Here is a 12,635-nt window from a genome sequence, read left to right as displayed (position 1 = left end):
CACTGATCGTGATTCCGTGCCACACCCTGTGTTCTTCACACGATCGGGCCATCAAGGTGTTTCAAAGTCGCGCCGGGCTTCCCCACTTTGCTTACCTCGGTCCCGCAACACGAAATCGGAGCGACAGGAGACCGAGTGACGAACGCGGCGAAGAACGAGGGGCGGGGCGCGGCGCGCTTCGGCCGTCTCGCTTCGCGTGCGCTGTTCGTCCTCGGCGGCGCCGTCGCCGGTTCCGCCGCCGCGTGGGCCGTTTCGGGCGCTTCCGCTTCCGCGGACATCGCCCCGGTGGTCTCCGCTCCCGACACGAGCGTCACTCCGGTCACCGACGCGACCGCGGCGGGCATGACCGACGTTTCGCGTGGCACTTCGAAGTTCGCCGGAGCGATGTGCGGTAACCGGCACCAGGAAGCCACCACGTGGTCGATGCCGGACGAGACCGGATCCGCCGCCGCGAAGCACCACTGCGGCGACATCCGCGCCGACCGGCACGAGGTCTCCACCCGCGTCAGCGACGCGGTCAGCGATTTCGCGGACAACTCGGTGGTCACCCCGGTCAAGCGGACGCTCGGCGCGGTCGAGCACATCGTGCGCGAGCCGCAGGACACCCGCCAGGTGCTGGACGAGACGTTCGCCCCGTCACCCGACTTCGGCCGCAAGGTCTGGGACCTCCTCGACCCGAACGGGCAAGGCGACCTCGTCCCCCGGCTCCCGGTCGACGGCGGTCCGGTCGACCCCGACTCGCCGCTGGACACCATCGTCGCCGATGACCAGGTCACCGACTTCGCGCGACTGGCGACGACGCAGTTCCCCGCTTTCTCCGAGACCGTCCTCCCGATGCCGGCCCTCGTGCGGCAGCACGGTGCCTTCGCTCAGGCCGAGGACGCTCCGGCGCGTGACGGTTACCGCGGTGACTTCCCGCGCCCGATCATCCCGGCGCCGCTTCCCGCCGCGCCTTCCTTCCCGACCGTCCCCGGCGGCTCCGCCCCCGGTGGTCACCTCGACGGCTTGACCCATGGCGTTCCCGCCTGGGTCGTCGCCGCCGTCGAGCGTTCCCTGACCGGCTACTCGCCGGCAGGCACGCGGTACATGCCGCTCACCCCGGGCTCGCAGCCCGGCGTCACTCCCGACTGAACACCTCCCTCCGCGGGGTAGCCGACGCGCCTCACGCCTCCCGATTCCGGGCTTGGCTTCGCGTCCGCTCCTGATCCCCCGCGAAACGGCGGTGCGCTCCGCTCTGAGAAATCACAGCCGCGCCGCAAATCGCCTAACCCCCTCTGGTGCCGCGTTGCGAAGGCATCTCTCTGAGCCCGAAAGGGAACCCGAAATGAAGGAGAAAAACCCCATGCAATCCTGGGCAAAGCGCGGACTCCAGACCGCGTTGGTCACGGGTGGGTTGTTGATGCTGGGCACCGGCATCGCCTCGGCTGACGAACAGGTCAACCCCGACACCCCGGCCTCCCCGCTCGACGCGAACGTCACCGTTCCCGTCGAGATCGACAACAACGCCGTCGGCACGCCCGCCGGCCAGGCCGACCTCCCCGGCTACAAGGGCGAGGTCGGCACCAAGACCGTCACCAAGCCCGCTTCGGACGCGCTGGACTCGGCTTCCTCGCCGGGCAGCGGCACCGACGGCCTCGGCGGGGGCCTCCCGTCCCTGCCTGCCACCGGCGCCGTCCCCGCCCCGCTGGCCGCGAAGGCCTCGGCCCGGCAGATCAGCGGGGGGATGACTCCGGGTGGGTTCACCACCACGGACGACATCCTCAAGGGCAACAAGGTCGTCGGTGACGTCGTCGCCCCGATCCAGATCGTCGACAACGCCATCGGCGTGCTCGGCGACGCCGAGGTCGAGGGTGGTTCGCACGACCAGACCTGGTCGCACAACCAGGACATCGAGACCACCGGTGAGGACTCCAGCCTCGCCGGGAACGTCGTGTCCCTCGACTGGGCGCTGCCCGTGCAGATCGCCGGCAACGGCGGCGGGCTCGCCGGCGGCACCGGTCGCGTGGTCGGCGGTTCCGCCGGCCAGAGCACCACCGAGACCGGCGACGTCACCACGGACGGAGGGGGCTCCACCACCTCCGGCAACGTGGTGGCCGGCCAGTTCGCCACCCCGGTCCAGGTCACCGGCAACGCCGCGTCCTGGATCCTCGGCAACGCCAACAGCTCCGGCTACGAGGCCGAGACCGACGCCACCTCCGGCGGCTGGATCGAGACCGACGGTGACGACTCCACCCTCGGCGGCAACGTCGGCGCGGTGCCGATCGCCCTCCCGGTGAAGGCCAACGACAACGCCGGTGCCGCGCACGGTTCGCTCGCGAACTCGAACAGCGGCTCCTCGGCGGACGCGCAGGCCGGCGACACCAAGCGCGGTTGGAGCAACGTTCCCAGCTACGTGCAGACCGAGGGCGAGGACTCGTTCCTCGCGGGCAACGCGGTCGTTCCGCAGACCGCGGACGTCGCGAACGTCGGCAGCGTGGCCGCCGGCTGGGTCGGTCTCGCCAACACCGGCACCAAGGGCGGCACCGATCACTCCAGCGTCGTCGACGCCGGTGGCTTCGTCAGCTCCGAGGGCGAAGGCTCCACGGGCGGCGGCAACATCGTCGACCCGGCCGTGGCGGCCCCGGGCGAGGCGACCTGCATCGCGGGCAGCTACATCGGCAACGCCAACGCCGCGTCGTGCGAGAACACCGTCGACGCGAACGCCGGCAACGGCAGCCACACCACGGGTGACGACTCCACCCTCGCCGGCAACATCGTCAACACCCAGGCCGCGCTGGCCCCCGAGGTCTACGGCGTCGGTGGCTCGCACATCGGCCAGGCCGTCGCCGAGGCGACCGAGAGCAAGACCGTGACCGCCGGCGGCTACGACGGCACCACGGGCAACGACTCGTCCGGCTCGGGCAACATCTTGCAGGTCCCGGCCGCGGTCCCGGCCGAGGTCTTCGGTGTCGGCGGCTCGTTCCTCGGGCGGGGCTCCGGCACCGCCGACGAGACCAAGGTCGTCTCCGGTGGCGGCGGCGGGAACACCGCCGACGACAACGGTTTCCTCAGCTCCAACCTGGGCACCGTGCCGGTTTCGCTGCCGGTGCAGGCGTTCGGGGTCGGTGGCGCGCTCATCGGCCAGGGCCACGGTGCCGCCGACGGTGACACCAAGTCCAACGCCGGGCACGACGTCCACGCGACCGGTGACGGTGGCGCGGGCTCGGGCAACCTGGTCTACGGGCCGGTCTCCCTGCCGGTCCAGGCGCACAACTTCGCCGCGGTGCTCGGCGGGATCGCGTCCGGCAAGGGCACGAACCTCACCGACTCGAACGCGGGCGGCGACGCCACCGCCAACGGTGAAGAAGGCACCCTGGCGGGCAACATCGTCCAGACGCCGGTCGGCGGCGCGATTCCGGTGACCGGACACGGCATCGCCGGTGCGGGCATCGCCGAGGGTGACAGCGTCAGCGACGTCCTTTCGGAGGCAGGCGGCGACGCCACCACCACCGGTGACGAGGGCGCGGTCTCGGGCAACATCATCGGCGCGCAGGCGCTGCCGGTCGTGCCCGTCACGCACGACGCGATCGCGGCCGCCGGCCTCGCCGACGCCGAAGGTTCCAACACCGTCGACGCCCTTTCGGGCGGCGACGTCGAGACCTCCGGCCTCGACGGATCGCTCTCGGGCAACATCCTCGACATCCCGGCCGCGGCCGACCCCGAGGTGTTCGGCAACGCCATCGCGGCGGTCGGCGGCAACTCCGAGACCGACGCGGAGAGCATCGTCACCGGCCAGGCCGGTGGCGACAGCATCACCGACGGCGGTGGAAAGGCCCTTTCGGGCTTCAACTTCCACCACCCGCTGGTCTTCGTGATCCCGATGAACGAGCTCGAGCTCCCGGTGCTGGCCATCGCGGACGAGAAGTCGGCCGACAACACCGAGATCAACGACGAGGACTACACCCGCGTCTTCACCGACCCGATCGGTTCGGAGATGCCGATCGACGCGCTGCCCATGCTTCCCTTCGGGGCTCCGTCGCTGAAGGGTGCCGGCACTCTGCCGGCCACCCCGGCGATCGGTGGCGTCCGCGCCGGCGGGCCCCAGGTGGGCACCCTGCCGGTGCAGGTGGCCGGCCCGACCGCGCTGAAGCAGCTGACCGCCGTCCCGACGGCTCTGCCGAAGTCGGAACTGCCCGAGCTGCCCGTCACCCCGGCCCTGCCCGGTGTCCCGGCCCTGCCGAAGACCCCGGCCCTGCCGAAGACCCCGGCCCTGCCGAAGACCCCGGCCCTGCCCGGTGACGCCGCTCGTGCGGACGCCCTCAAGGTCGCGCCGCTGCCCGCTCTCCCGGCCCTGCCCACCGCCGGTGGCCTGCCGGTGACGCCGCCGACCGCGGGTGGGCTGCCGGTGGCGCTGCCCACCACGGAAAGCCTGCCCCTCGTGGGCAGCCTGCCCGTCCTGGGCGCTCTGCCGGGTCAGGCCCGCACGGACGTCCCGAACGTCGCGCAGCTGCCGTCCGCCGGCACCCTGCCCGTCGTGAGCGGCGCCCCGGCGATGCCGACCGCGCAGGTTCCGGCTATGGCCGGCGTCGACTCGTCGCCGCTGAGCATGTTCCAGCGTTTCATCGGCACCCTGACCGGCAAGAAGTTCCACACCAAGTGACCCTGCCAGTCGGCTAGCGCCACTGAATGAACCGAAGCGGGCCCGGGAATCACTCCCGGGCCCGCTTTGTGTCGTGAGTACACGAAGGTCCCCTTCATGTACTTGAGGAGAGCTGTCTCGCAAATCGTGGCGGGAACATCAGCCGAGGTCAGTCCGAGCCCGGCGTGAACAGCGCGTCCTGGGCCGCGCCCATCGCGGTCAGCACCGCACCCTCCAGCACCGCGCCCCCGCCGACGGTCCCCGCCCGCACTTCGGTCCGCAGTGGCGAGATCTCCGCGAGCCGACGGCTCACCCCGGCCGCCAGCGCGTCGCCGCCCGCGCGGCCGATTTCGCCGCCGAGTACGACGCAGCCCGGATCCAGCACCGCCGTGACCGCGGCCGCGCCGATCGCGATCCGCTCCGCGACGATCTCCAGGAACCTCTCCGAGCTGGTTTCGATCGCGTGTTTCACGGCCGCCGCGGCCGCGGCGGCGTTGTCGGCGGACGAAGCCGGGATGCCGTTTTCGCGGGCCAGTTCGCAGATCGCGGCACTGCCCGCCAGGGTGTGGAAGCCGCCGTCGCAGTCGGTCGCCGTCGGAAGCCGTCCGGGTCCCAGCGTCGGCAGGAACCCGATCTCCCCCGCCCCACCCGACGCGCCCCGCCGCAGCGAACCGTCGAGGACGACGGCCGCGCCGACACCGAAACCGAGCCACAGCAGGACGAACGTGTCCCGGTCGCGGGCGGCGCCGAGCCGTTGTTCGGCCGCGGCCGCGAGGTTGACCTCGTTCTCCAGCAGCACCGGGACGCCCAGCCGTCGCCGGAGTTCGACGACGAGTTTTCCGTGCCACGCGGGCAATCCCCCGGCGGGCCGCAAGCCGCCGGTCGCCGGGTCGACCAGACCGGGCGCGCCGACGGCGATCGTGTTCAGGGTGGTCGCGCCCGCCTCGGCGGTGGTCGCCGCCAGCAGGGCGATCGCGCGCTCGACGGCCACGTCGGTGTCGACATCCAGGTCGAACGGCACCGAGGCCTTCGCGCGGGTCTGTCCCAGCAGGTCCGCGACCGAAACGGCCATGCCGTGCGTGCGGACGTCGAGACCGGCGAGGTACGCGCGTTCGGCGACGATGCCGTACAGCTTCGCGTTCGGCCCGCGGCGTTCGGCGCCCGCTTCGCCGACGATGGAGATCAGCCCGGCGTCCTGAAGGCGTTCGACGAGGTCGGCGATCGTCGGCCGGGAGAGCCCGGTCAACGTCTTGAGCTGTGCGGCCGTCAGCGAGCCCTCTCGCTGGAGCAGGTCGAGGGCGAGACGGTCGTTGATGGCCCGCGCCGTGCTCGGGGAGGCGGACGGCGTCCGGATGACACTCACCGGCAGATCCTCCCAGAATTAATTATCAGGTTCCCTTCCTGATAGTTTACGCTAGTGCCGTCGAATCGTCTTGTGGACCTTGGGGGCCCAGTGAGTAACGCAGTGGAAACCGTCGCCGGGCCGACGCGGCGGGTACGGCAGGCGCGGGTCGCCATCGCCGCCATCTTCGCCGTGCACGGCGCGGTGACCGGCAGTTTCGCCACCCGGATCCCGTGGATCCAGGAACACGCGGGGATCAGCGCGGGCCAGCTCGGTCTCGCGCTCGCCTTCCCCGCCATCGGTGCCTCGCTCACCATGCCGCTCGCGGCACGCATCGGGCATCGCCTCGGCGGCCGCCAGGGGCTGCGGATCCTGCTCGCGTACTGGACGCTGGCGCTGATCCTCCCTTCCCTCGCGGGAAACCTCGTCGCCCTGTGTGCCGCGCTCTTCGTCTTCGGCACCGCCGCGGGTACCTCGGACGTGCTGATGAACGCCCTCGGCGTCGACGTCGAGGAGAAGATGGGCAAGTCGGTCATGTCGGGGCTGCACGGTATGTGGACCACGGGCGCGCTCGTGGGATCCGCCGCCGGAGCGCTCGCCGCGCACGCCGCGCTGGACGCTCGCGTGCATCTGGCGATCGCGTCCGCCGTGCTCACCGTCGCCGGAGCGCTCATCTGCCAGGGCGTGCTCGACGTCCGCAGCGCGCCCGACGAGAACCCGCCGCCGAGGTTCGCGTTGCCGCCGAAGTCGGCCGTGATCATCGGCGCCATCGCGTTCTGCGCTGTCTTCGCCGAAGGCGCGAGCCTGGACTGGTCCGCCGTCTACCTGCGTGACGTCCTCGGCACGTCGCCGGGCATCGCGGCAGCGTCGACCACCGCGTTCACCTGCACGATGGCGGTGGCCCGCCTCTCCGGTGACGCGCTGGTGAGGCGCTTCGGCTCGGTCAACACGGTCCGCGCGGGCGGTGTCCTCGCGACGGCGGGCGGGCTGCTGGTCGTGCTGGCCGCGCATCCGGTGCTGGCGATGGCCGGATTCGCGTTGATCGGGCTCGGCGTCTCCGTCGTCGTGCCACTCGCCTTCGCGGCGGCTGGACGCAGCGGGCCGACGCCGAGTCAGTCGATCGCGGGCGTCGCGACCATCACCTATTCGTCCGGGCTCGTCGCGCCGTCGCTGATCGGCGGGATCGCCGACCTGACGTCGCTGACGGTGTCCTTCGGGCTGGTCACGCTGCTGGCGCTCGGGCTGGTGGCGGGCGCCGGAGTGCTCCGGTCCCGCTAGTCGAACTGGAGGGAGCGTTTGGCGAGGCCGTGCCAGTAGCCGTCGATGACGGTCTCGCCTTTCCCTTCGGACGAACTCGCGCCGAGCGAGACGAACAGCGGCGCGAAGTGCTCGATCCTGGGGTGCGCGATGGCCGCGGCCGGTGCCTTGTGCTGGAAGTCCAGCAACGCGTCGAGGTCGCCCTCACGGAGGGTTTCCGCACCCCAGTGGTCGAATTCGCTCGACCACGACGGCGGCGCGCCATCGGTGCCTTCGGTCTGGCTCAGCGCGCTCAGGTTGTGCGTGAAGAAGCCGCTGCCGATGATCAGCACGCCTTCGTCACGCAGCGGCGCGAGTTTGCGGCCGAGGTCGAACAGATCGCGCGGGTCCAGCGACGGCATGGACACCTGGAGCACCGGGAGGTCGGCGTCCGGGTACATCTCCACGAGCGGGACGTACGCGCCGTGGTCGAGGCCGCGGGCGGGCGCGTCGTGAACGGGTGTCCGTGTCGAGCGCAGGAGTTTCCGCACCTTGTCCGCCAGTTCGGGAGCGCCGGGCGCGGCGTATTTCACCTGGTAGTAGCGGTCGGGGAAGCCCCAGAAGTCATAGACCAGCGGAACCGTCGTGGTGGCGCCGAGGGTCAGCGGCGCCTCTTCCCAGTGCGCGGAGACGACGAGGATCGCCTTCGGCTTTTCGAGGTCCGCCGACCAGCCGGCGAGCTGCCGGGTCCAGGTGGCGTCGTCGGCGAGCGGCGGTGCGCCGTGGCTGAGGTAAAGCACCGGGGTCATGTCAGCTCCAGGTGTTTGAACTTTCAACTACTAGGATAGACGACGCCGTGGTGTTCCGACTTATTCCTGGGCGATGATCGCGTTGAGGCCCTGTCAAGGGCGGCGGGTCAGCGCCTCGACGGAGAGGATCCGGTCGAGAAGCCGATCGGTTTCGGGGATACTCCTTCATGCTGGCGGCAACTACATGTCAAAGTCCATGCATTCGGTGAGGGTGAGCAATGACGGACGCCGTGGCGGACGTGGAACGCGCGATGATCGCCATCCGGCGGAGCCAGGCGAGGCGTTCGCTGTCGAAACTCGCCCGCGATCGGGCCGAATCGATGCCGGACCAGGCCGTTCAGGGACTGCTCGACGCCGTCGAGGCGGCCGTGGAGAGCGGTGAGCCGGGCACGGTCACCAGCCTCGCGGCGGCGCTGACCATCGACCAGCCGCGCGCGAGCCGTCTGGTCGCGAGGGCCGTCGAGGGCGGCTTCCTCCGGCGTGAAGCCGATCAGCGTGACGGCCGCCGCGCCGTCCTCGTGCTCACCGAAAGCGGACGCGCCGAGGTGACGCGCATGCACGAGTTCCGCCGTTCGGTGTTCGCCGAGGCGATGGCGGACTGGCCGGACGAAGACCGCCACGAGTTCGCCCGGCTGCTGACCGCCTTCGTCCGGAACTACGGCGCGCTCGGCGTGAAGTAGTTCACCAGGTTGCCGTCGTGGTCGGCTTCTGCACTATTTCGGTTCTTTCACTTACCGCAGAACACCGTCTTGAGCAGCTTGTTCAGCTCCGCGGGGAACTTCTGCGCCGCGTCCACGACGTCGCCGGCGGTGATCGAGGCGGTCAGCGTCTTGCCGCCGTCCGGCGTGCTGTACATCAGCGCCGCGTAGCCGTTGTTGCTGCCGTTGTGGTTGAGGATGGTGCCGGGGCAGCCCGGGCCCAAGTCCTGCGTGAACTGCCCGAGGCCGTAGAAGCCGTAGAGGCTTTCGCTCAGCGGGTGCGTTTTACGCATTTCGGTCAGCAGCCAGGCGGGGAGGAGCTTGCCGCTTTGCAGTGCCGAGAAGTACGTCTGGAGATCCTTGGTCGTCGAGATCATGTCCCCGGCGGCGGAGGCCCAGGACGGGTTCTGATGGGTGACGTCGATCGTCTTCCACTGACCGGCGTCCTGATAGGGGTAGTAGGCGTGGGCGTACGGCTTGGGCATCCCCGACCAGGATCCCGGCGACAGCGTGTCCCGCAGCTTCAGCGGCCGCAGGATCCGCCGGTCCAGTTCGTCGGCGAAGGGGCGGCCGCTGAGCTTCTCGACCAGCAGCCTGAGCACCACGGAGTTGGTGTTGGAGTAGCTCCAGCCCGCACCCGGCTCGAACCGGGGCGGCTTGGACAGCGACAGCCGGACAAGCTCCTCCGGCTGGTAGGTGTGGAAGCGCTTGGCGACCCATTCCGGGCCCGACCACGGGATCCCTGGCACGACCGTCCCGTCCGGGAAATACTCGCCGGTGTGGTTGAACAGCCCGCTGGTGTGCTGCAACAGCATCCGCACGGTGATCCGCTTGTCGAAGCCGAACTGGGGCAGGAATCCCGCTATCGGGGTGTCGAGCCCGATCTTGCCGTCGGCCACCTGCTGCATCGTGAGGGTCGCGGTGAAGTTCTTCGTGGTGCTGCCGACGCGGAAGTGGCCGTCGGTCGGCGGCTTCGCGGTCCCGCCCAGCTCGCGCACTCCGGCGCTGCCGGTCCACTCGCCGCGCTCGTCGCGGACGCGCAACTGCATCCCGGCGAACCCGGCGTCGACGAATTCCCGGACGGCCTGCCTCAGCTCCGGGCGATCCCGTCCGGCGGCGGACGCGGTCGGCACGGCGACGCCCGCGAGCAGCGTGGCCGCCAGCGCCGTCACCCCCGCGCGCTGGAAGATCCTGTTCTTGGTACCCCTCAGTGACTTGGTCATGGTGACCACGTTCGCGTGCCGCGCTGACACGGCGCAGTCACCGCGCTGACACGGCCAAAGTGCTTTGCGTTGAACGCAATTACTCCTTATTGATATTGCACTGGTAATCAATAACCGGCGCGTCGATACTGGATTCCAGAAGCCTTCGGCAGCGGATATGCCAATCACATCCCCCTCAGTACAGGAGTTCAGTCATGCCCAGAATCGTGCGCCCGACCGCCTACGGCACGCCTGACGTGCTCGCCGTGACCGAGACACCCATCCAGCAGGCGGCCGCCGACGGCGTGGTCGTCGAGGTCCGGGCCGCGGGGGTCAACCCGATCGACTGGAAGCTTTACAGCGGGGCCTTCCACGACGTGGACGACGACCACAAGGACGCCGCCGGGATCGCCGCTTCGATGCCCTCGATCGGTCTCGAGTGCGCGGGCGTCGTCACCGAGGTCGGTGCGGACGTCACCGGCGTGCGGGTCGGGGACGAGGTCGTCGTCTATCCCGTGACGGCCGCCTACGCCGACTACGTCACCGCTCCGGCCACCTCGATCATCGGCAAGCCCGCCGGGCTCGGATGGGCGGAAGCCGGATCGCTGATCCTGACCGGCACCACCGCGGTCCACGCGCTGCACGCCGCCGGCGTGGGTGAAGGTGACACGGTGCTCGTCCACGGCGGTTCGGGCGGGGTCGGCCTGATGGCCGTGCAACTGGCCGCCGCTCAGGGCGCGACGGTGATCGCCACCGCCGCCGAGCGCAATCACGCGCTGCTGCGTGATCTCGGCGCCTTCCCCGTCGCCTACGGTCCTGGTCTCGCCGACAGGGTGCGCGCCGTCGCGCCGCAGGGGGTCACCGCCGCGGTCGACTTCGCCGGTACCGACGAGGCGCTCGACGTCTCGCTGGAGCTGGTGGCCGACCCCGCGCGGATCTCCTCGATCACCGGAGGCCCTCGCCGTGCCGAAACCGGCATCAAGCGGCTCGGCTACGGACCGGGAGAGGACGCGGGCGCCGAACTCCGCGACGCCGCCCGCGGTGACCTCGTCGAACGCGCCGGGTCCGGCTCACTGCGCGTCATCGTCGATTCCATCTTTCCGCTCGCCGAGGCCTCGAAGGCCCACGAGATCGGCATCGCCGGACACGCCCCCGGCAAGCTCGTGCTGATCCCCTGACCGATCCGGGTCAGTTCCCGGTGGAGGCGCGCTCCAGCACGACGACGGGGACCTGCCTACCGGAGGCCGCCTCGAACTCGGCGAACTTCGGGACGAGCGCCACCTGTTCCGCCCAGATCCGCTCACGTTCCGCGCCCTGCGCGAGGCGTGCCACGACCGGCACCTCCTCCGTACCCACCTCGACCGTGGTCCGCGGGTTCGCCATGAGATTGCGGTACCAGACCGGATGACGCGGGCTGCCGCCGTAGGTCCCGAAGACGGCCCAGCCATCGCCGACCGGTTGATAGAACAAGGGGCTGATCCGCTCGTGCCCGGTCTTGGCCCCGATGTGGCGCACCAAGATCAGCGGCATGCCTTGCTCGTCGAAGCCGGGGATCCGAGGCGGGACGGGGCGACCCGCGGCGAATTCGTCGTCGCTGCTCCACGCCGCGTACCCGGCGTTCGCTCGGACCTCGGCGATGATCCGTTCGTTCCAGCCGGTGACGGCCTCGGTCGTGGACTGGTCGGTCATGAGATCCCCTTCGCTATCCGGAGCACTTGCTCCTGAAATTAGCACGGCTAGCGGAGCGCATGCTCCGCATAGGCCGGTAAGCTCGGCCGCATGGCAGTGGCTGAACCGGAAAGCCCCACCCGGCGCCGCGCGCCGCGCGTGGACGCGATCCGTAACCGGGAAGCGATCATCGAGGCCGCCGCCGAAGTGCTCGCCGAGCAGGGCACCGCGGTGGACGTACGCGAGATCGCCCGCCGCGGCGGGGTCGGCATGGGCACCCTCTACCGGCATTTTCCGAAGAAGGAAGATCTCATCCACACGGTCCTGCGCAAGGACTTCTCGGAATGGGCGGAGTCCGCGCGTCAGGCGGCGGTCGACGCCGAGGACCCCTGGGCGGCACTGACCGACTTCTACGAGCAGGCGCTGACCGGCTGCGTCCACCATCGCGCGATGATGGAGAAATTCGCCCTGACCTGGGCGGACCCCGATTTGGACGGTCTACAGCGGCTCCGGGTCGTCATCGAGGAACTGTGCGCCCGCGCCACCGCGGCGGAACTGCTGCGTCCCGGCGTGACCGCTGACGACCTGCTGCTCCTGCTGGTCTCACTGGGCCACGCCGTCCAGCTCACCGACGAGTGCCGCCCACAGCTGTGGCGCCGGTCGCTACGCATCTCCCTCGACGGCCTGCGCGCCGACCAAGGCGAACCACTTCCCGCCGACACCGCACCGGACAGCGGCTCTCGATCGCTTCGTCACTGAGAAAAGACGTTCGCTTGAGCCGAGACCGTCGCCTAGCATTTGCCACGAACCTGCCCTAGGCGCGCCTACCCGGTAAGGGTGCCTCCGCGGTCGGAGGGGGAGGCTGCCCGTTCGAGCCGGGCCAGGTCCGAAGGGTCCCCGCGTTCGCGTGGGGGCCCTTGTCTTGGCTCAAACCCCGCACTCACGAGTTACGTCTCCAAACACGCGAGTTCGGCGAACGGGGTCACCGTGCTCGCCCGCGTACTTGTTCCGGCAGCGCCTAGGGCGTGTCCTGCGGATCTTTTTCATGATCGTGTGCAGATG

General features: G+C 70.2%; 10 protein-coding genes. 6 read left to right on the top strand and 4 right to left on the bottom strand.

The features are described from left to right. Positions 1–135 precede the first annotated feature (135 nt). Both BS329_RS25590 and BS329_RS25585 read left to right on the top strand, forming a co-directional pair. Positions 136–1,131, top strand: a complete 996-nt coding sequence (locus BS329_RS25590) for a hypothetical protein (RefSeq protein WP_076163812.1) — start codon at positions 136–138, stop codon at positions 1,129–1,131. 211 nt (positions 1,132–1,342) lie between these two features. Then, on the top strand, positions 1,343–4,639 hold the full coding sequence (locus tag BS329_RS25585) for a beta strand repeat-containing protein (RefSeq protein WP_084750280.1): 3,297 nt from the start codon (positions 1,343–1,345) through the stop codon (positions 4,637–4,639). Between the two features lie 148 nt (positions 4,640–4,787). Here the strand turns inward: BS329_RS25585 and BS329_RS25580 are convergent, their stop codons facing one another. Further along, a complete protein-coding gene (locus BS329_RS25580) occupies positions 4,788–5,981 on the bottom strand; it encodes an ROK family transcriptional regulator (RefSeq protein ID WP_076163810.1) in 1,194 nt (397 codons plus the stop codon). 90 nt (positions 5,982–6,071) lie between these two features. Between BS329_RS25580 and BS329_RS25575 the strand changes: the two genes are divergently transcribed. Next, positions 6,072–7,238, top strand: coding sequence for an MFS transporter (locus BS329_RS25575; RefSeq protein ID WP_076163809.1), 1,167 nt, complete (start codon positions 6,072–6,074; stop codon positions 7,236–7,238). Here BS329_RS25575 and BS329_RS25570 read toward each other — a convergent pair. Next, positions 7,235–8,005 (bottom strand): dioxygenase family protein, encoded by a 771-nt coding sequence (locus BS329_RS25570; RefSeq protein WP_076163808.1) that lies wholly within the window; start codon positions 8,003–8,005, stop codon positions 7,235–7,237. The two genes, BS329_RS25575 and BS329_RS25570, sit on opposite strands and share 4 nt — an antisense overlap. 218 nt (positions 8,006–8,223) lie before the next feature. Between BS329_RS25570 and BS329_RS25565 the strand changes: the two genes are divergently transcribed. After that, positions 8,224–8,685, top strand: a complete 462-nt coding sequence (locus BS329_RS25565) for a MarR family winged helix-turn-helix transcriptional regulator (RefSeq protein WP_076163807.1) — start codon at positions 8,224–8,226, stop codon at positions 8,683–8,685. A 47-nt stretch (positions 8,686–8,732) separates the two neighbouring features. Here the strand turns inward: BS329_RS25565 and BS329_RS25560 are convergent, their stop codons facing one another. After that, complete coding sequence (locus BS329_RS25560; protein WP_076164397.1) at positions 8,733–9,926, bottom strand: serine hydrolase domain-containing protein; 1,194 nt, start codon at positions 9,924–9,926, stop codon at positions 8,733–8,735. A 194-nt stretch (positions 9,927–10,120) separates the two neighbouring features. On the opposite strand from BS329_RS25560, the gene BS329_RS25555 reads away from it, so the two are divergent. Further along, positions 10,121–11,083, top strand: coding sequence for an NADP-dependent oxidoreductase (locus tag BS329_RS25555; protein WP_076163806.1), 963 nt, complete (start codon positions 10,121–10,123; stop codon positions 11,081–11,083). 10 nt (positions 11,084–11,093) lie between these two features. Here the strand turns inward: BS329_RS25555 and BS329_RS25550 are convergent, their stop codons facing one another. Beyond that, positions 11,094–11,594, bottom strand: a complete 501-nt coding sequence (locus BS329_RS25550) for a nitroreductase/quinone reductase family protein (protein WP_076163805.1) — start codon at positions 11,592–11,594, stop codon at positions 11,094–11,096. A 90-nt stretch (positions 11,595–11,684) separates the two neighbouring features. Between BS329_RS25550 and BS329_RS25545 the strand changes: the two genes are divergently transcribed. Then, entirely contained in the window at positions 11,685–12,332 is a 648-nt protein-coding gene (locus BS329_RS25545; RefSeq protein WP_076163804.1) for a TetR/AcrR family transcriptional regulator, read from the top strand. Positions 12,333–12,635: the final 303 nt, after the last annotated feature.

This window comes from Amycolatopsis coloradensis (genome assembly GCF_001953865.1).
In the GTDB taxonomy this organism is placed as follows: Bacteria; Actinomycetota; Actinomycetes; order Mycobacteriales; family Pseudonocardiaceae; genus Amycolatopsis; species Amycolatopsis coloradensis.
Note: the sequence above shows the minus strand (reverse complement) of the source record. Positions and strands in the feature narration are given on the sequence as shown.